The organism is Cyclobacterium sediminis (assembly GCF_054781075.1).
Map to the genome: position 1 here is coordinate 1 of NZ_BAAGVC010000004.1, position 21,040 is coordinate 21,040.

General features: G+C 37.5%; 15 protein-coding genes. 7 read left to right on the forward strand and 8 right to left on the reverse strand.

Going from position 1 to position 21,040, the window contains the following annotated elements; translation table 11 throughout:
- Positions 1-1,407, reverse strand: a 1,407-nt coding sequence (locus ACYVHJ_RS07505) for a TonB-dependent receptor plug domain-containing protein (protein WP_460513707.1), incomplete at its 3' end; no start/stop codon positions are given.
- Between the two features lie 961 nt (positions 1,408-2,368).
- Here ACYVHJ_RS07505 and ACYVHJ_RS07510 point away from each other — a divergent pair.
- On the forward strand, positions 2,369-2,530 hold the full coding sequence (locus tag ACYVHJ_RS07510; RefSeq protein WP_460513710.1) for a hypothetical protein: 162 nt from the start codon (positions 2,369-2,371) through the stop codon (positions 2,528-2,530).
- 544 nt (positions 2,531-3,074) lie between these two features.
- Here the strand turns inward: ACYVHJ_RS07510 and ACYVHJ_RS07515 are convergent.
- From ACYVHJ_RS07515 to mnmA, 3 genes are read right to left on the reverse strand one after another with little or no spacing between them, the layout of a single operon-like run.
- Positions 3,075-4,571: a M28 family peptidase gene (locus ACYVHJ_RS07515; RefSeq protein WP_460513712.1), complete on the reverse strand. Its 1,497-nt coding sequence runs from the start codon at positions 4,569-4,571 to the stop codon at positions 3,075-3,077.
- 26 nt (positions 4,572-4,597) lie between these two features.
- Positions 4,598-5,323, reverse strand: coding sequence for a pseudouridine synthase (locus ACYVHJ_RS07520; protein WP_339903639.1), 726 nt, complete (start codon positions 5,321-5,323; stop codon positions 4,598-4,600).
- 1 nt (position 5,324) lies between these two features.
- A complete protein-coding gene (gene mnmA, locus ACYVHJ_RS07525; protein ID WP_460513714.1) occupies positions 5,325-6,539 on the reverse strand; it encodes an MnmA/TRMU family protein in 1,215 nt (404 codons plus the stop codon).
- Between the two features lie 119 nt (positions 6,540-6,658).
- Between mnmA and gndA the strand changes: the two genes are divergently transcribed.
- Positions 6,659-8,557 (forward strand): NADP-dependent phosphogluconate dehydrogenase, encoded by a 1,899-nt coding sequence (gene gndA / locus ACYVHJ_RS07530; RefSeq protein WP_460513716.1) that lies wholly within the window; start codon positions 6,659-6,661, stop codon positions 8,555-8,557.
- A gap of 14 nt (positions 8,558-8,571) precedes the next feature.
- Here gndA and ACYVHJ_RS07535 read toward each other — a convergent pair whose 3' ends face one another.
- The 3 genes from ACYVHJ_RS07535 to ACYVHJ_RS07545 are packed head-to-tail and all read right to left on the reverse strand — an operon-like array spanning position 8,572 to position 12,709.
- Complete coding sequence (locus tag ACYVHJ_RS07535; protein ID WP_460513718.1) at positions 8,572-8,889, reverse strand: hypothetical protein; 318 nt, start codon at positions 8,887-8,889, stop codon at positions 8,572-8,574.
- Between the two features lie 24 nt (positions 8,890-8,913).
- Positions 8,914-10,200 carry a PepSY-associated TM helix domain-containing protein gene (locus ACYVHJ_RS07540; protein ID WP_460513720.1) on the reverse strand — a complete coding sequence of 429 codons (1,287 nt, stop codon included), beginning with the start codon at positions 10,198-10,200 and terminating at the stop codon, positions 8,914-8,916.
- A 52-nt stretch (positions 10,201-10,252) separates the two neighbouring features.
- Positions 10,253-12,709 carry a TonB-dependent siderophore receptor gene (locus ACYVHJ_RS07545; protein ID WP_460513722.1) on the reverse strand — a complete coding sequence of 819 codons (2,457 nt, stop codon included), beginning with the start codon at positions 12,707-12,709 and terminating at the stop codon, positions 10,253-10,255.
- 395 nt (positions 12,710-13,104) lie between these two features.
- On the opposite strand from ACYVHJ_RS07545, the gene ACYVHJ_RS07550 reads away from it, so the two are divergent.
- The 5 genes from ACYVHJ_RS07550 to ACYVHJ_RS07570 all read left to right on the forward strand — a co-directional run bounded on the left by ACYVHJ_RS07550 (position 13,105) and on the right by ACYVHJ_RS07570 (position 19,585).
- Positions 13,105-13,566, forward strand: a complete 462-nt coding sequence (locus tag ACYVHJ_RS07550) for a GbsR/MarR family transcriptional regulator (protein ID WP_460513724.1) — start codon at positions 13,105-13,107, stop codon at positions 13,564-13,566.
- Between the two features lie 72 nt (positions 13,567-13,638).
- Positions 13,639-15,000: a TolC family protein gene (locus ACYVHJ_RS07555; RefSeq protein ID WP_460513726.1), complete on the forward strand. Its 1,362-nt coding sequence runs from the start codon at positions 13,639-13,641 to the stop codon at positions 14,998-15,000.
- A 39-nt stretch (positions 15,001-15,039) separates the two neighbouring features.
- On the forward strand, positions 15,040-16,089 hold the full coding sequence (locus tag ACYVHJ_RS07560; RefSeq protein WP_460513728.1) for an efflux RND transporter periplasmic adaptor subunit: 1,050 nt from the start codon (positions 15,040-15,042) through the stop codon (positions 16,087-16,089).
- Between the two features lie 8 nt (positions 16,090-16,097).
- The gene (locus ACYVHJ_RS07565; protein WP_460513730.1) at positions 16,098-19,253 is read left to right on the forward strand and encodes an efflux RND transporter permease subunit; all 3,156 of its coding nucleotides are present in this window, start codon (positions 16,098-16,100) and stop codon (positions 19,251-19,253) included.
- Between the two features lie 92 nt (positions 19,254-19,345).
- Positions 19,346-19,585 carry a hypothetical protein gene (locus ACYVHJ_RS07570; RefSeq protein ID WP_460513732.1) on the forward strand — a complete coding sequence of 80 codons (240 nt, stop codon included), beginning with the start codon at positions 19,346-19,348 and terminating at the stop codon, positions 19,583-19,585.
- Between the two features lie 140 nt (positions 19,586-19,725).
- Here ACYVHJ_RS07570 and ACYVHJ_RS07575 read toward each other — a convergent pair whose 3' ends face one another.
- A complete protein-coding gene (locus tag ACYVHJ_RS07575; RefSeq protein ID WP_460513734.1) occupies positions 19,726-21,027 on the reverse strand; it encodes an alkaline phosphatase family protein in 1,302 nt (433 codons plus the stop codon).
- Positions 21,028-21,040 lie beyond the last annotated feature (13 nt).

The following is a 21,040-nucleotide window of genomic DNA, read 5'->3' on the forward strand; positions in this document are numbered from 1 at the left end:
TTTCCAGCGGGTTTGCACAATACCCTCTTGGTTGGGCATCCACCATGTTTCCGGATTGCTATATAGAGACATGTCAACCTGTGGTCCAACAGTTAAAATGGCTCTGGTAGGTGTAAGAAAACCATCATTGACATTTGGTCTATTGCCAGAACTTGACTCATTTAAAGAGGTCATTACGGTCACCTCCAAATTATCAGTCAGGTTCATCGTACCATTGATACTGATGTTGTTCTTTTTCAAATCTACATTTGGCATAATACCTTTATTAAGGTAGTTACCCAAAGAAACACGGAAATTGGCCTTCTCGTAGTTTCCGCTAACACCCACATTGTTTACCTGTGTCCAGCCGTTTTGATAAAAATCCTGCTGACGGTTTATATTGTTTTGATGAGAAACCAATTCAGCCGGGCTATCCTGATTTCTTTGTTGGGCAATAAAACCATTGTCTAGCTTAGGCCCCCAAAATTCATAAGCATCATTTTCAAATACAAATGCACCTTCTTGACCTGAAGCATATTCATTTTGAACAGGAAGATAGGCATATGGAGTATCCATAATAAAGGAAGAATTAAAATCTACTCCTAGACCTTTTTTCTCGCCACCACCTGATTTGGTGGTAATCAATACTACGCCATTGGCTGCACGGGATCCGTAAAGAGCCGCAGCACTCGGTCCTTTTAATACGGACATTGATTCTATATCTTCCGGGTTAATGTCTGAAATAGCATTGCCAAGGTCAGCCTGGTTAAATAAGTTGTCCGTGGTATTGTAAACGGGCACACCATCAATGACGAATAAAGGTTGATTGTCTGAGTTTAAAGAGGATGCACCTCTAATCACCATATTCATAGAAGAACCTTTAACCCCGTAAGTTTGAGAAATCTGTACACCGGCAATTTTTCCTTGCATGGAGCTAAGAACACTAGCCTGTGGCGTTTTATTCAATTCCTCCCCATCCACTGTTCCAACGGAATACCCCAAGGATTCTTTTTCACGAGAAATACCCAAGGCTGTGATGACTACTTCATTTAGGCCAACAGCCTCCTCGGTAAGCGTTACATTGATAATGGACTGTGTACCTATTGTCACCTCTTGTGTTTGGTAGCCAATGTATGAAAACAGCAACGTCTCAGCACCGGCCGGAGGTTCAATGGCATAATCACCATCGAGCTTGGTTACGGTACCGTTAGTAGTCCCTTTGGCTAGAACGGCAACGCCAATAAGCGGAAATCCCTCCGAATCTGTTACGATGCCAGTGATAGTCTTGCTCTGAGATTGTTGAGCAAATACGTTATTACTGTTAAACAATGCAGTTTGAAGCATTAACATAATCAAGCACAACCGCAATACCTGATTCGTTTTATTAGGAAGACCGGTTAAATCTTCACAAAATAGATGTTTTTTCATTTTTTTGATTTTCTTAAATAAAAATATTTTGACTCTTTGTGCCCTTCATTGAAGTGCTAGCTATAGTTATTTTAATTTGTTTGGTTTTATGTCATAGGCCTACTATTGTTTTTTTTAAGGTTTATTTATTAATAATATATCGGGTTTTAAGGTCGAAAGCGGGTGAAAACTTTTGACCACTTGCTTAAATTTTCGGCAAGATTGTAATTACAAAACCAAATGCAAGAGCTGATTTTAGAATTTCTACAATCATCATTATTTGATAATATTTGAATAATTTTTTGTTTAAATAAGGAAGGTAATTCCTGAAAATTAGCTTGATTTATTAATAAAATAATAGCATCCTTTATTGGGAGGAGTTTATATTTGTTTTTACTTAAATAAGTCCTTAAACCAATTCTTGGTCAGGAATAGATTCTAAAAATCCAATACTTCAAAATGGACTAATCCTGAAAAATGCTAGGATATACAATATTAAAACTAGGAATATTGTTAAAATTTTATTTTTAATGTTTTTGAAAATTTCAGAAAGATACTGTCAAGAAATCTTTTCAATGTTTTGACAAAGAATTTAAAGGATGAGGTTCAGCTTTCTGTTTTTTAATAATTGGAATAATTTTCAATCCATATTCTCAATAAAAGGAAGAATTTTTATTGTTTAAACGTGATTTTAAGCCAATTACAGAAGATGATATATTTAAAGATATGCAATATTATCACTGGAGTGACTCTATTATTAAAAGAGTATGTGACCTTTACCTCCTATTTTACTCCAAGTGCCAAGTTAATATTTCTGCCTGGCGACATTTTCTAAAATTGCCCATGTCACCTTGCAAAGCCCTAACGGACCTTGGAAATACAAAGAAACTGTTTTTAAGGGTAGGGTAAAGGTTACTGGGATGCCATTTCAGCACACAAACCTAAATTCAAGTTTTTTGAGGGCAAGTATTACCTTTACTATATGGAATATACGAATGAAGATCTAATGGCTACGAATGGTAAATCTTTGGGTCAAAGCATATGGCGTAAAAGGCTAAGGGAAAACCAAAAGACCGGTGTGGCATTTTCTACTTCACTAGATGGCCCATGGGAAAGGCTGGATTCCCCCTCATCCAGCTTTTAGGTCCCATTACCACGATAACAATAAACCCAGCCATAGTTAAGGGAGAAGGTGATCCTTATCCCTTAGTTGTAAAAGGTGATAAACCAAACGATGATGATTTTGTGAGAAACCAAGCAATTGCTATTTCAAACTCACCCCTAGGCCCCTTTAAAATGCAACCGAATCTCGTGATAAATCAAGAGTAAAGAGGATAAGTCTCTATGGTACGATTCGGTGAATCAAAAATTTTATGGCTTTTTCCATGCACATGAATTCATAAGTTTGGTATATTCATCTGACGGAATTAATTGGAAAAAACCTTCAAATTTTAAGGTACTAAAAAAAGAAATCCCCATAGCTATTGGTGATTTTATTCAACCTGACAGCCTGGCAAGTCCTTTTATTTTTTTTGAAAACAATCTGCCAAAAACCTTGTGCTTGGCAGTAAAAAAAGAGGGCCAATCTATTACAGTATTTTTACCTATTGTTTATATTAAAATCTTTTTGCAAAATAATCAAAGGTAATGGATTTGCCTGCCCATTTTATTTATTGAATGGATAATTATTAATACCCAGAACCATATAATGACCTGGCGGCTTCTTCATATTTATCTCCGGATTTCCAAAGTGGCTTTTTCGGATCATTGGCAATTTTCACAGCAGAAAGAATATAAGCTTTCCAGTATTTGAAGGCGTAATCCAAATCAAAATTGTCTACTTGATCAGAAACTTGATGGTAATATTTTCCAATTTCAGCGTCGAATGCAGTAAATCCTAAACTAAAAGTAGGGGCAGGAATGCCTTTCTTGGCAAAGCTTACATTGTCAGAACGGTCATATAACCCCTGCTCCGGTGAGGGGTCGGCAATTGCTTTCAGACCGAAATCTTTTGCTGCAGCTGAAATATGATGATCTACTGAAGATCTACCCAAACCAATGATGGTAACCAAGCTGGTGTCGTTATAGCCCCCATTGTCTATATTCAGGTTGAAAACTATATTCTTTAAAGGTAAAGGCGGATTCTCAGCAAAATACGAAGAGCCTAGCAATCCTTTTTCTTCAGCCGTCCATGCACACAAAAGAATCGATCTTTTAGGAGGATTTTCTCCAAAATAATTGGCTGCTTGGATCAAAGCTGCTGTTCCTACTGCATTGTCCCTTGCCCCGTTATAAATGGAATCGCCTTCAGCATTGGGTTTGGTAACCCCCAGATGATCGTAGTGGGCTGAAAGCATCACATATTCATTTTTTAATTGTGGGTCGGTTCCTTCGATAACAGCAATCACATTTCTTCCCTGAATTTTTTTATTCCGCTTACCTTCTATTTTAATTGACATTTCATTTTTGCCGGCAGCAATGGATTTAATAATTTCTCCCTTCAGATCTTTCATCCAAAGGTAGGGTAAATTATCATTGTTTTCCGGGTCTATATCTAGGGTCAATTGGGATTTATTAAGGTAATTGACCAACATCCTCCAAGGAGTGGTAGGAACATTGTACATTTCTATTAAACCAACGGCACCTTTAGACTTGGCTATGGCTAGTTTCTCTCTCCCGGCTTTAAAAAGAGCTGTAGGTGTGAGCCTATTTGGTGCACCTACCCTAACCACTACCCATTTTCCTTTGACCTCTTTATTGGCATAATCTTCTTCAAAACCATAGCCTGCAACCACCATCTCATATTCTCCGGAAAGGTCCTTTCCCCCCAAGACCAGCAGGTTTTCTCCATGTTTAAACCTGGAACCTTTCCATTTTAAATCCCCAACAGTAGGAGGTGAGGAAGAAACAAAAGGTATATATTGGTAATAGGCATTCAATGTAGTGAGTGGATTGGCCCCGTATTTTTCAAATTGATTGGCAATATAATAGGCTGCAATATCAATTTCAGGACGCTCAGGGTCTCTACCTTTTAATTCATCTGAGGCAAGAAATTTGAAATGAGACAGGGCCTCAGCTTTTTCAATAACCTTATCAATTTGTGTTTTTTGTGCCATCCCTTGAAAACAGACTAAGGCGAACAAGGATGAAAGAAGTATGGACAGTAAATGCTTAAACTTTGTCATAGGTGTTTTTTTAGGCTTGAATACAATTATACTAATTGATTACTTATTTCCTTCTCCGGCCAATTAAAATCTGCCATAATTCTACGAAAATGTATGGGTAGATCGGCATTTATGGTAATTGTTTCATTAGAAAATGGTTGGCAAAAAGACAATTCCCAAGCATGCAAAAGCATATTTTCGAGTTGAAATTGACTGGTAAAGAACTTATTTTGCCTATTGTCTCCATGGGTGGTGTCCCCAATAATATAATGCCTCAAATGTGCAAAATGTCTTCGGATTTGATGCATTCTTCCGGTATGGGGATAAACTTTTGCCAAAGTATACCTGCTACTTGGGTATCTCCCGGTGGAAGCAAAAGGAACTTCACACTGATTTAAAGCCCAATATTCCGTTTTAGCTTCCTGAAGTACAAATTCCAAATCTTTGGCCAAAGGATGATCAATTATACCATGAGCTTCAGGTAAATAACCTCTTACCACGGCCAGGTAATACTTTTTTATACTATTGTCAATGAATTGAGATTGAATGGCAGAGGCAGCTTGGGCACTCTTACCAAAGAGTAAAACACCTGTAGTTGGCCGGTCAATTCGATGCAAAGGGTAAACCTTGTAGCCGACTTGATTTTCTAAGATTTGTACGGCAAATAAAGCCTCCGGATCTTTTTCTAATGGGGTTTTATGCACCAAAACACCGGCAGGTTTATTGATAGCGATGAATTGACTGTCCTCATATACAATTGGGAGTTTTTCCATCTTAATAAATTACGCCGGACCCAATGGTTTCCTCCCCTTCGTACCAAGCAACAAATTGCCCGGATGCAATTCCTCTTTGTGGATGTTCAAACAATACATACAAGCCATTTTCTTTCATAAGTAGGGTAGCCTTAGACAGGGGTTGTCTGTATCGGATCCTGGCAGAATAGGAAGCTGTTTCTCCCACTTTCAATGTTTTATCAGGCCTGATCCAATGTATGTCTTCCTTTTTGACAAAAAGCCCATTGCGTAAAAGACCGGGATGGTCTTCTCCCAAACCTGTATAAATAATATTTTCCTTCGTGTCTGTAGCAATCACAAATAACGGTTTACCTGTACCCCCCACATTGAGCCCTTTTCTTTGTCCAATGGTAAAATAGTGCGCTCCATTGTGCTCGGCTACTTTCTCTCCCATGCTAGCCTTATACTGTAAAGGATAGCAAGTTTCATTCAATTGCTTACTATCCAGATCTTCTAAGGCTATCCCTGCTGGAATCCCTTTATTGGCATAAACCGGTGATTCGGCCGGTACAGTGAGAATATCACCCTTTTTTGGTTTGAGTTGCTGCTGCAAAAAGTCTGGCAACTTCACTTTTCCTATAAAGCACAAACCTTGACTATCTTTTTTCTCAGCCGTTATCAATTCTTGTTCTTTGGCGATCGCCCTAACTTCTGCTTTCTGCAGATGTCCAATGGGAAACAGCGCCTTGCTCAATTGTTCTTGATCCAATTGACAAAGAAAATAACTTTGATCCTTATTATTATCTGCCCCGGCTATCAGCCTGTACATGGCTTGGCCGTCAACATTTGTTTCTTCTTTTTGACAATAATGGCCTGTAGCTACGAAATCAGCCTTTAGCTTCATGGCTGCCTTCAAAAATATGTCAAACTTAATCTCTCTGTTGCAGAGGATATCAGGGTTTGGTGTTCGTCCTGCCTGGTATTCCGAGAACATATAAGCCACAATCCTGGATTTATAGTCTTCACTTAGGTCTATCGCTTGAAAAGGGATGCCCAACTTTTGAGCCACTAACATGGCATCAGTACTGTCTTCTACCCAGGGACATTCATTAGAAATGGTGACAGATTCATCATGCCAATTCTTCATAAACATACCTATCACCTCATAGCCTTGCTCTTTTAACAAATAGGCGGTTACCGAACTATCAACGCCTCCTGAAAGGCCTACTACTACTCTTTTTTTACGCTGAGTCATAATTTGTATTATCCTTGAACCCAAATTCTATTGATAACAAACTAAATAAATGATAAGGTTCAAATCGTAAAATTACTATTTAAAATGGTTTGAACCGGTTGAATTTCATAATTTCGTTTATGATTGTAATTGTTTACGGGGTAACAGGCTGTGGAAAAAGTACCATTGGAGAATTATTGGCAAATAAAATGGGAATTCCTTTTCTAGATGCAGATGATTTTCACCCCAAATCCAATAAAACCAAAATGAATGCCGGCATACCTTTGGAGGACGAAGACCGAATCCCCTGGTTACAGAATGTGGCTGGAAAATTGGAGGATGCTGCAAAAGAAAAAGGAGCTGTATTGGCCTGTTCGGCATTGAATGAAAGATACAGAAATATTTTAAAAGTAACATCAAATATAAAATGGGTGCTACTGGATGGCAACAAATCCCTCGTTGAAAGAAGATTAGGAGAAAGGGTAGGGCATTTTATGAATCCCGCATTACTTGCTTCTCAAATGGAGGCATTGGAAGTACCTGACTATGGTTTAAAGGTGGCCATCGATGGTTCGCCGGAATTAATTGTTCAAGACATCATCAAAAATTTTAAAAATATGGAAAGTAAGTCCAACTTTGGAGTGATTGGGATGGGAGTGATGGGCAAAAGCCTAGCATTAAATTTGGCGGATAATGGGGTGAATTTATCCATATACAACAGATTTGTTTCAGGAAAAGAAGAAGGTATAGCTGCAAAAGTTTTGGAGGAAAATCCGGGATATAATAATATTCAGCCTTTTGAAGAAATTTCGGCATTCGTTGCTTCCCTTTCCTCGCCAAAATCCATATTGCTGATGATTCCTGCAGGAAAAGCAGTGGATCTCCAAATCCAGGAACTGCTTCCCTTATTGGATGCCGGGGACATTATCATTGACGGTGGAAATTCATTTTATAAAGACACCATTCAAAGGTCCGCCTTACTCAAAGAGAAAGGGATTTTATTTGTTGGAACAGGAGTTTCCGGTGGTGAAGAAGGTGCAAGAAGAGGGCCTTCAATCATGCCGGGAGGTGATAAGGAAGGTTTTTCTAAGATAGAAGGCTATCTAAAAATGATTGCAGCCAAGGATTTTCAAGGCAACCCTTGCGTTACCTATGTGGGCCCCGAAGGTGCAGGTCATTTTGTCAAGATGGTACACAATAGCATTGAGTATGGAGAAATGCAGGCCATTGCTGAGGTATATTTTTTAATGCGAAATTACTTGAAATTAGATCCGATCAAAATTGCTTCCATTTTTGAAAAATGGATGGACAGTGACTTGAGCAGTTATTTATTAGAAATCACCGTTGATATATTGAGGAAATATGAGGATGGTGAACCTTTAATAGATAAAATACTAGATCAGGCTGCTCAAAAAGGAACCGGAGGATGGTCATTAAACACTGCTTTGGAATATGGAGTACCTTATGGGGTTTTAGGAGAAGCTGTGATGGCCAGAAATCTTTCGGCAAGAAAAGGGCTGAGGATGATTTCATCCGGCCTTTATGATCTTGAAAGATTTACAGGAATAGAAGATGTGGACAACTTCTTAGACAAATTGCAGAAAGCATACCAAGCCACAAGAATCATCAACCATGAAGTTGGTTTCTCCTTGATGCTAGAAGTTTCCGAGAAAAATCATTGGGCTTTAAATTTTTCCGAAATAGCTAGGATTTGGACAAGTGGCTGTATTATCCGTTCAAAGTTAATGGAAGAATTGGTTGATATATTTAAGGAAAGTAATCATATCTTACTTAATTATGAAGCCATTACGGCCCTGAAGAGTTACCAAGGCGATTTATCCTATGTAGTAGGTCAAGCCTTACAAAATGGATTTGCCGTCCCTGTATTATCCAATGCCATCAACTATTTGCTGGGTGTAACCACGGCAAACTCTCCGGCCAATTTAATTCAAGCACAAAGAGATTATTTCGGGGCACATACCTACCGAAGAAATGACAAAGACGCAGACCAGGCTTTCCATACCAATTGGAAGGAGTAATAGAACAGGTTTAATTAATTAAACAAGAGAAAAAAAGCGATCAAGGACAGGAGGATGCTAATTAGACATAAGGTTTTGTTTTTAAGGACAATTGAAACGAAGCAAAACGCTGTAATGGTCAAATAAGAAAAACCATATGAGCTTGTGGATGCAAGGAATTGCTTGGGTCCACCAAGTTCTTGGAAAGAATAAAATGGAAATAAATAGTTTTCTGTAAACACATTTGTCCACTCATTCCAATAAAAAATACTAACAACGATAAATATATTGCCAAAAAACAAAAGCAGAGGAATTAGATAATGTTCTGTCATTTTATCTGTCTTGGTATTCATATTTCAAGGATTTTTAAATGTACTTTACTTGGCTTTGGGTAATAGTTTCTTAACAATTATTGCAATTAGATAACCATAGAAAGCCATGGCTACCAGTAAAGAAGGAACACCTAAACCCAGCTTCATACTCAAGATTCCAATAATCACAATAGTGCTCATAATTCCAATGGTCCATTGGCTAAGTTGAGATTTTAAAGAGATGGTTTTTCCAAGCCTTGATTTTAATTTTCTGGTACGCTCTAAATAAATGATAAAGCCACTCAAAGAAAGATAGCCTGAGCTCAAGGCCAACAGAAAATATAGTATTTTCAATGAGATTCCGGCAAAATCTCCAAAATGAAAAGACTCCTGAACATAGTATAATTTAGCTCCAAAATTTTGATCACTGATATTGTACTTAAACAGCAATTCCTGTTTTTGTTTATCAAATACAAGTTTGTTAGAACGCCTTTCATAGGCTTGTCCAGGTACATTTCCCAAGACCTGAACAATGCCCTCCCCATTGGTAGTAGGCCGTATAAACCAGGGAATCATATTGGGAAATTCTATCTGAGACTTTTGATAAATGGCATCGAAATCCAGACTATAATTCATGTCTTCTTTTTCGGTAAAAACCTTTTCTTTTCGGCTGAAATTATTGGGCTGTGGGATATCTAGTCCATACATTATATAAGATTGAAGTCCCAACCATGCTCCTGTAATTCCTATCATCATATTGAAAGCAAGAGCACTTATACCGATAAACTTATGTAAATCAGCTTGGGTAATTCTTAGTTTATTAGAGCGAATTTCCCCAAAAGGCTGCTTTTTCATAAACTTACCATAAATAAGTAATCCGGTAATGGTGGATAAAAAAAGAGCGATTCCTGCTAAACCTACGATTTGTCTTCCATAATACGCTTCATAAAACCGGACATGAATGTTCCTTAAAAAATAACTAAAAGATTTAAAATAATTCCTTTCGCCTAGGACCTCACCCGTATGGGGGTTAATGAAAACTTCCCAAATCATGGGATTCAACCGGCTCTTTTCTTTCGGCATAAGGCGAATTATCCAGGTATCTAAGTAGGCCTTTGGCATTTCAACCTCAAAAAGATATTTGTCCGGATGCATGGGTAGCACTTTGGCGACAGCCTCTGTTAATGAAGCTTTTTCAGCACTAGGTTCAACCTGCCTAAGATTGGGGTTAAGCAATTGATCAATTTCCGGTCTAAACAAGGCAGCAGCACCTGTTATACTCAGAAATAGTATGACAATACCGGTATACAGGCCCAGCCAATTGTGAATTTTCCAGAGAAGGTTTTTATTCATACTAAAGTAAAACCACCTTTCTTAAATGGTTAAAGAAAGGTAGTTTGATTATTTAAAATATATAGGAGATGGTTGTCATTGCATTTCTCGGTGCACCCGGGAATGCACGCAGATAATCGTATCCGCCTACCCAGTGTGTCTTATCAAACAGATTGTTGACATTCATTTGGATTTGAAATCGATTCATTTTATAGTAAACGGCAGCATCGAATAATTCATAACTTGGGAATATAGGTGGGTTATCGGATGATCCTAAAGATCCGTATCTTTCAGAAACGAAATTGGCACCAAAACCAAAACCTAAGCCTGTAAGATTCCCTTCTTTAATCAAGTATTTAGTCCAAATATTCCCGGTATTTCTAGGGGCATTTGGTTTTTGTCTCCCTATTAGGTTTTCATCGTCACTCTGTGTAATAACAGCATCATTAAAGGCATAACTAACTGTTATGCTCCAATTGGGAGTGATATTTCCGGCCAAGTCAATTTCTACACCTTTGGATACCTCTTCTCCATTTTGTACCAACAGATCAGGTTGGCCCGGTTCATTGGCATTGTAAAGGGAACCCCATTCTTTCAGGTTATACAATGCAAGACTTCCGCTTAATTTTCCATCAAACCATTCACTTTTTGCCCCCATTTCTAGCAATTCACTGGTCAATGGATCAAATGGGCCTCCCGCGTCCGGGTTATTGATTACTGTGGCTGTTTGCGGTTGGAATCCTTGTACATAGGTACCATAGACATTGATTTTAGGACTGAGGCTGTATACAAGTCCAAGACGGGGAATCAAAGCATTTTGGGTTACCTCTTCTTCTGTTCCTACTTTATAATTCAGGACGTCACTGTAAAACTCTTGCCTTAAACCTAAAAGCACTTTAAGTTTTCCAATACTGGCTTGTTCTTGGATATAAAAACCATGAGAATTAAGTTTTGAAGGCGCAAAATTGCTTGTACTGTAAATGTATTTACTCATATCCCTCATTTGGTTGGCAAATGGGTTTGTCAGGTCAAAATGCGCCACTATTGGCACTGGATTTCCATTGCTGTCAAGCAAGTAATCCGACTTGTTTTCCGAGTTGTAGGAATTTATAGAACGCTGTCCATCTGCACTATAATAGCCTCTTGCTGCCAATTGAGACCCACCCGGAAGCAATACTTGCTGAAAATAATCATACCCTAGCAACAACTTATGTGCAACCTGTTGCGTGGTAAAATCAAAGTTGAAATAATTGCTAAAATTATTATTGCTCCAATTTCGTTTGCGAATGCCAACACGCATACCTACTTTCTCCGGATCAATACTACCATCCCCATTTAAGGCAAATACATTATTAGATCTATGTTCGAGCAAATCTTCGGCATAGTTTGACCGCATATAAACGGAATTAAAGCTAATATTTGAATTAAATTGGTGATTTAAAGAAATGGTAGCGTTTACACTTTCTTCTTTCAGGTAATCATTAACAGCGTTTAAGGATTTGGTGACAGGGACAGAAAAAAGGTCCCCATTTCCAAATACTGCTTGGCCTCTGTCTAATCTTCCATCTGACTGTTGATAGACAAGGTCTAAGTTGAGTCTTGTTTTCTCTGAAGGCAGAAAAGAAAAGGAGGGAGCTACCACCAAATTTTTGTCGTATTGCAGGTCTCTGAAATTCCCTGAATTTTCATAGCCCAAATTCAATCGAAACAACAATGATTCATCTTCCGTCATAGGGCCGGTAAAATCTCCCAAAATCCTAAAGGTGTTGAAACTTCCGATGGTTGAACTTACTGACTTTCTGGATTCCTTCAAAGGCTTCTTGGTTACCCTGTTAATGGTGCCTCCTGCCGAGGCATTACCAAATAGAGCAGAAGCAGGACCTTTAATTACCTCTACTCGCTCTATATGCGGTATCAATTGCTGCTTCCAAAAGCTAGTCATGGCTCTCATCCCATTGACTAAATTTCCCGAAGTCTTTTGGCCTTGTATCCGATGGCCTCTTATGGTGATGTCATTGTAAAAAGTAAACTGGTTGACACCACTGATATTTTTAACCACATCATTCACACGAAAAGCTCCTTGGTCTAGTGCTAACTCTTTTGTTACATATCCTATAGACTGTGGTACATCTTTTAATGCCGTAGCCGATTTTGTCCCAATAAAAGAAGATTTATTCTGGTAAGAGGTTTCCGACCTTCCCAATATTTCAACGGTTTGCAAAGTTAACTCAGACTCGATCAATTCAATATTTAATTCGGTTGTTTCATTTTCTTTAATAACTACTGAATAATCTTGACTTTCATAACCCAAAGAATTTGTGATTACTATTATCTTACCTGTTGGTATGCCTTCAATAAAATAATAACCCTCCTTATTTGTAATGGTACCTGAGTGGTTGTCTTTTATCAATACATTGATAAATTCAAGAGGTTCTCCCTTTTTATTCTTGATTGTGCCTGACAAAGCCCCGGTTTGTGTAAAACCAGGAGTAGCTATTAGCCATAGTAATAAAGGTATAATATATTTCATAGTTTGTTATTTAGAATTATTCTTAACAGTGGCAAAAGTATAGGCTACTGATTATATTCCAAAGGAAATAATCATTTTATTTGGATTGAATCCAAATAAAATGATTTGATTGATGATCTAGAATTTTTATTAGTTTATCTATCGTCTTAATTATTAAGATGGTAGCCTAGTGGAATTAAATTTTTTGGAACCCTTAAAATTTTATTGTTTTGGATAACAATCCAAGTTTGAATACTTAATGGATTTTAGGCAGGATATATATAGGGGCTTATTTTTTTCCTACAGCTTTTTTTAGTCTGTTGAAAAAAATTTCAAACTTTGGTTCACAAAATTATGAACCAACAAAACCTTTTGTATATTTGCAGCGTTAATCGGAGAAAGCAATAAAAGCCAATATGACACTTACTAAAGAACAACAACAGGTAATAGAAAGGATTGGGGTATTCTTTGAAAGAAAAGGTCATCAACCGATATTAGGTAGAATCATAGGATTACTAATGATTGTTGATGAGGCTGAAGCAACATTTGAAGATATTCAGAATGCTTTATTTGTAAGCAAAAGTGCCGTAAGTCAAGCACTTACCTTATTGCAAAGTCAAAATAAGGTTGACTATACTACCAAACCTGGGGAAAGAAAACGATATTTTAGACTGAAGATTCGTAATTGGAAAGAAGATATTCAGGAAGACATTATAGGCGTATTTAAGTTCAATGATATTGTAGAAGAAATCATTGTGCTTAGAGGAGATAAAAATCAGGAGTTTAACGGTTATTTGGTTGAAGTGTCTAAATTCATGAAGTATTTAAGGGATGAGATGCCAAAATTGATCGAAACTTATAAAAAACAAATCGAATAATTTTTTTATTTCGATTGGTTCATAAAAAACAGAACAAACTATTATTTACTAAATATAATACAATTAAATAAAATGAAAAAACAAAACTGGTTACCTCTTATACTAATCCTATTTTTAGGAGGAGTGGTGCATGCACAAGAGGGCATTAAGGGAGGATATACCTTAAAAGAGTGTATTGAATTGGGATTGAAAAATAATGCTCAAATCAAAAAATCTATATTAGATGAGCAAGAAGCAGGATATTTAAGAAAAGAAATAACGGGTACTGGTTTACCACAACTAGAGGCCTATGGTAACTATAACAATTTCTTGGATGTGTATCCGCAAGCAATTCCGGGAGGAGTATTGGATCCAAATTCTGATCCGAATGGAGTGGATGTGATTGCTTTTGGAGTCCCTCAGAGTTTGAAGGGAGGAATTCAATTAAGTCAGTTGGTATTTAGTCAATCCTACCTTGTAGGATTAAAAGCAGCCAAAACCTCTGAAGAGTTTTACAGACTAATCACCGATATGACGACTGAAGACATTATTTATGACATTGCCTTGAACTATTACGGTGTTATTGCGACTGAACTTCAAATGATAAATTTGGAAGCAAACCACGACAAACTTGTGAAGTTAGAAGCAATTATTAAGTCTCAGTATGAAAATGATTTGGCAAGGAAAGTGGATTATAATAGGGTTAAGGTAAACCTGACAAGTTTAGAGACTCAAATGGATAATCTTGAAACGCTTATCGAACAAAGAAGCAATTATTTAAAATTGGTAATGGGTATTCCTGTAGCAGATGAATTGGCACTTGCACCCTATAACTTCGAAGAGCAACACGATCAACAGGAAATATTGCTGGAAGATCCGGATCTTAGCAATCGTTATGACCTGCAGGTATTGGACAAACAGCAGGAGTTAAATGCCCTTAATATTAAGAATATAAAATCAGGATATTATCCCACCATTGCTGCCTTTGCAGATCTTAATTACAATGCATTTTCAAAAAGTTTTGATTTTTTATCAACTAGTCACCAATGGTATAGGGGCTCTTTAGTTGGCATACAATTGAACATCCCCATCTTCGACGGAAATCAGAAAAAAAATAAGATTGCTCAAGCGAGGATGCAAAGTGAAAAATTGAAACACGATCAATATTTGGCAGAGCAAAATGCTCAAGCTTCCTATTTGAATGCGGTTAAGAAAATGAATAATAGTTTGAAAAGTCTAGAAGCTCAACAATCCAATTTGGTTTTATCTGAAACCGTTTTTGATCAAACGAATCAACTGTATAGAGAGGGATTATCTCCTTTGACAGATGTTTTAGATTCAGAAACTGCGCTTAGAGAAGCCCGATCCGCTTATTTTAATCAAATTATCAATGTAAAAACTGCAGAAGCAGAACTCTACCAATCCATTGGTCAGATTGAAAAGATCGCAGAATAAATTAAATAGAAATTAATAAGAAAATTGTTTCAAATAATTATGAAAAAATTAATCACCCCCTTGGTATTTGTGTTTATAGCCGCTGTTATTGGTTTTACACTTTACAAAAACAAGCAAGAAATGGAAGTTAAAGCAGAAGAAGCCATGAAAATAAGTGAGTCAATTCCTGTGAGAACACAAGAAGTTGCCAAAACTTCTAATGCCCTTTCATATACTATTAACGGTACTTTTATTCCTAGCAGGGAATTATTGCTTAAGTCTGAAGGAAGTGGTAAAGTAACGCGTATCTATAAAGAAAAAGGAGACCATGTTTCCAAGGGAGAGGTCATTGCCAAATTGGATGATGAATTGATACAAGCTGAATTGGCCATTGCTGAAACTAAATTTAATCAATATACCAGGGATTTGAGCAGGTATGAAAATCTGGCAGGTACAGAAGCTATCACTGAAAAACAGCTTGAAGAAATTCAGAATGCTCATAAAATGGGGGCTTCAGAGATTAAAATGATCAACAGAAGACTTGCCAATACCGTAATCACTGCGCCTATTTCCGGATTTATCAATAAGGATTTTATTGAAATAGGGACTTTAATGAGCCCGGGAATGAATGTAGTAGAAATCGTCGATGTGATGCCGCTAAAATTAATAGTGAATGTATCAGAGATGGAAATCGCAAATATACAGGTTGGAGATACTGTGAAAGTTAAAGTAGGCGTCATTCCTGATCAGGAATTTACCGGTAAAGTTTCGTTTACAAGTAACAAAGGTGATGCCTCCTTGAAATATCAGGTAGAAATTGAATTAGAAGACGTATCGGAAAAAATAAAACCTGGAATGTTTGCCTATGCTACATTTGAATACCCTGCACAAGAAGCCATTATGATTGAAAGAACTTCACTTATCAGAGGAATAAAAAATCCTGAGGTATTTGTACTAAAAGACGGTCAAGCCAACTTAAAGAAAATCAAAATCGCACAAGTAGGAAATAATAAGCTTATGCTTCTAGATGGTTTGAATATTGGCGATAAGTTGATCACCTCCGGATTGATCAACCTAAAAGATGGAATGTCAGTAACTGAAATTCAATAGTAGAAGCGATGCAAATTACTAAAATATCCATACAAAGATCCACCATAGTGGTGGTACTCTTTACCATATTGACTTCCCTGGGGATTTTTTCCTACAGCCAAATGTCCTATGAGCTATTACCGAAGTTCAGTCCGAATGTGGTTACTGTTTCCACTCTTTATCCGGGCTCTGCTCCATCAGAAGTAGAAAATTCAGTCACTCGAAAACTGGAGGATGCACTGGCCTCCCTAGAAGGAATTGATGTCATGAAATCTACTTCTCTGGAAAGTTTTTCTATTATCACTATTGAGCTAGAAGATGAAGTAGATGTAGATGTCGTATTACAAGATGCGCAACGTAAGATAGATGCTATACTAGGAGATCTTCCGGATGATGTAGATCCTCCTTCTCTGGGCAACTTTAGTTTAGATGATATGCCTATCATGCAGTTGGGAGCTTACTCAACAATGAGTGCCACTGATTTTTATGATTTGATGGATCAACGTATCCAGCCTACTTTGGCTCAAATTGACGGTGTGGCCCAAGTAAATTTATTGGGAGGTACTGAGCGAGAAATAAAAGTAAATCTGAATCAAAATAAGCTTGAGGCTTTGGGGATTTCACCTATTCAAGTGAACCAAGCCATCGCTTCGGAAAATTTAGATTTTCCTACTGGAAAGCTTACCAATGATGATGAGCAAATATTGATTCGATTGGCCGGAAAATTTACATCTGTTGATGAAATAAGAAACCTTGTGGTGGCGCAAAATGGTGCCTCTATTATTAAAATAAAAGATCTCGCTGAGGTAGTTGATTCCAATAAAGAAGAAGAAATCCTAAGTAGATTAAATGGAAATGCAGCGATTGGTGTATCCATTCAAAAGCAGTCGGACGCCAACGCGGTGGATGTTGCCGAAAATGTGACCCTTGCATTGGCCGGTCTTGAAGAAACGTATAAAGACAATAGCCTAAAGTTTGAAGTTTCTCAAGACAGTTCAACCTTTACTTTAGAAGCTGCAGATGCTGTGATTCATGATTTAATTATAGCAGTTGTATTGGTAGCTGTAATCATGTTATTGTTTTTACACAGTATCAGGAATGCCGTGATTGTAATGATTGCAGTACCTGCTTCAATTGTAGCTACATTTACGGTGATGTATTTGGCAGGATTCACACTTAACCTAATGAGTTTATTGGCCCTTTCATTAGTTGTGGGAATCTTGGTGGATGATGCCATTGTAGTGATAGAAAATATATATCGCCATATGGAAAAGGGTAAAACAGCCGTACAAGCTTCCTATGACGGAATTCGAGAAATTGGAGGCACGGTGGTTTCCATTACACTGGTAATTGTAGTTGTATTCGTTCCATTGTCCATGACAGGAGGCTTGATTGCCGGTATATTGACACAATTTAGTATTACCGTTGCAGTAGCTACTTTGATAAGTTTATTAGTCGCTTTTACTTTAATTCCACTATTGACTTCCAGGTTTTCGAAATTAGAACATGTGGATGCTAATAGTGTTTTCGGTAAAATAATCAATGGCTTTGAAAAGATTTTAGACAGTATCGTGGCCTGGCTGACAGGTATTCTTAGCTGGTCATTTAACAACAAAGCCATTACATTAATTTTGACTTTTGTAATGTTTGTCTCTTCCTTTATGCTTGTAAGTAATGGTTTTATTGGGAGCGAATTTGTTGGTCAAGGTGATAAAGGAGAATTCTTGATGAGGGTTGAACTTCCTAAATCTTCTACTTTGGAGGAAACTAATTTTAAAACCATGGAAGCAGAACGTTTCCTTAGAAAATATCCGGAAATTAATGGGGTTTTTACTTCAGTTGGCCAAACTACTGGTGGCTTCGCAGCTGCAACTTCCACCCCATATGCCGCTGAGCTAACAGTTAAAATGGTGCCGGCAGAGGAGAGAAATACCACAGCGCCGGAATTTGCCAGAGAAATGGAAATTGCCTTGGAAGAAAATATTGTGGGAGCCGAATTTACTGCTGTGCCGATTGCCATTACAGGTACAGCCAGTGATGCACCCATACAAATTCTACTTTCAGGTCCGGATTTGGATGTTCTGAAACCCTTTTCAAATAAGGTTTTAGAAGAAGTAAGTAAAGTCCCCGGAACCAGAAAAGTACAAACTTCTTTAGAAGAAGGAAATCCTGAAATAAGCGTTCAAGTAGACCGAGCAAAAATGGCTGATTTGGGTTTAGACATGGCTTTGGTAGGAGGGACCATGCAAGTTGCTTTTAACGGCAATACCGATACCAAATATAGAGATGGTGACTTTGAATATGACATTAACATTAAGTTGGATGAGTTCGATAGAAATTCAGTAGCTGACATAGAAAATCTAGCATTTATAAACAAAAGAGGTGAGGTGATTTTGCTCAAGCAATTTGCCTCTGCCATTCCATCTGAAGGCCCAAGTCAACTTGAGCGCCAGAATAGAATCACTTCCGTTTCTGTAAAGTCTCAGGTTTCAGGTAGACCTACCGGAACAGTAGGACAAGAGATTAAGGACAGGATTGCGATGCTGGACATGCCCAATGAAGTAACCATTTCCTATGAGGGTGATATGAAAATGCAGGATGAAGGGTTTGGTAGTTTGGGAATCGCTTTACTGGCTTCCATTTTACTGATTTATTTAATTATGGTCGCTTTGTATGACAATTACGTATATCCTTTAGTGGTGATGTTCTCCCTTCCACTGGCTATAATTGGAGCCTTATTGGCTTTGGCTTTGTCCGGTTCTTCTTTGAGTATATTCAGTATTCTCGGGTTGATTATGTTAATGGGACTGGTGGCGAAAAATGCCATTTTGCTGGTGGATTTTGCCAATCAACTGAAAGCGGCAGGAATAGAAGTTAAAACAGCGCTTTTTAAAGCTGTGGAAATTCGATTTAGGCCTATTTTGATGACCACCCTTGCCATGGTATTCGGTATGTTGCCTATTGCACTTGCTTCCGGGGCCGGTGCTGAATGGAAAAATGGACTTGCATGGGCATTGATTGGTGGTTTGATCTCTTCAATGTTTTTGACCATGGTAATCGTGCCGGTTATCTATTATGTCTTTGATAGAATATTGGCCAGGTTTGGAAAGGATAAGAAGAAGGAAATTGTGGTAGAAGAAACGGAATTGTCAGAAGAAGATTCCGAAGTAGCTGCCTATGTATAAACAGATTCACATTTAAAATAAAAGTTAGTAATAAGCCGTTTACTCCTAAACAGCTTATTACTAACTTACTACATACAATTAAATCAAATAAGATGAACAATTACACTAGATTAAAAGCAATTGTAGAGGTGATGGGACAGTATGGAATTGCTCCTGTAGCCAAAGTAAGAAAAGCTGATTTCGTAGATGATCTTGGGTTTGACAAGGTTTTCCTCAATGGATTGATCTTTGATGTAGAAAATGTTCTTCAGATGGAGCTAAATGAGGATATTGTGAACTCCTTGAAAAAACCTGAAGATTTAATTCAATATTTTCTTCAGCATCAGAATTAATAACTTATAAATAATTGAAGTTTTAGTTATTTAACAGAACAAGGCAAAACATAATGTGTTGCCCTGTTTTGTCCTATATATAAGCAACCACTTAGCACAGGTAATGGTCTATATGGTCTTGCCTCTCCTCAGGATATTTCTTATTTTGTATTCATTTTACGCAGTACTTTTTCGAATTTTTGGATCGTTTTTTTCCCTTCCTTATCCAATTCTGATTTATTCAATGGGCTTTTTTCGTACAAATCCTGCTTTAGGTTGTAGATTTCTCCATTTTGATACAATTTATAATGGGTGTCATGAATAAATGTTCTTGGAGCAAATTTTCCCCAATTAGGGTCATAATGGCAAAACACCCATTCTCTTACCTCCTTATTATTTTGATTACCGGTAAGTTGTGGATAAAAACTAATCCCATCTGTAAAAGGTTTATTTGCTTTTTTAGCCCCGGCAACATCCAATAATGTAGGTACAAAATCTGTAAAATCGATAAGATTGTTATTGACGCTACCTTCCTTTATTTTTCCAGGCCAATAGGCAATCATGGGTACATGAGTACCCAAATCATTGGTATAACCTTTGTTCCCTCTCAACAGCTCACCATTTACAGAGGATACCACATCTCTATCGGTTCCATTGTCTCCAATAAATAAAATTAGGGTGTTTTCTTCAATTCCCAAATCGTTGACTTTCTTTAGGATTCTGCCAATCAAGTGATCCATATGTGTCACCATATCCGGAAATAGTTCCGGATCATTTAAGCGCGTTTTTGGGTTATAGGCAGGAAATGCTTTTGATGCCGGAACAGGCTCAAAAGGATCGTGGGTCAAGACCATTGGGTAATAGACAAAAAAGGGCTGATTGCCTTGACTTTCCATAAAATCCTCCATATAATCTACAAATAAATCCGGTCCGTACTTACCTTCGAAAAATTCTAGCCCTGTCTCTCGGCTATCTAATAAGGGATCTTTATACCTGGAACCTCGATCATTTACTTGCCAAAGTCTATAATGATCAAACCCTGCTTCCGAAGGAAGACTGCCAACTTTTCCCTCCACTAGCTTTCTTTGAATTTCATTGCCATATAGCTGCCACTTACCGACAATGCAGGTAGTATACCCCTCTTCTTGTAAGAGATGTCCAAAGGTAGTTTCCTTTGGATCCAAGATTCCAAAACCCAGATAATTTCTAAAATTATACTTTCCAGTCATTAACTGAACCCTGGAAGGTGTACACAAAGGCATGGAATGAGTATTTTCAAATTTCATCCCTTTGGCAATCATTCTATCAATCTGTGGGGTTTTGTTAAAATCATTGCCGTAGGCTTCCAAAGCTTCATAACCCAGATCATCTGCCATAATTAATATTATATTGGGCTTTTCTTGAGCGATTATTTTGGTTACAACGGATAAAATTAGTAAAAAGGATAACAATGCATTTTTCATATTGATAAGTAGA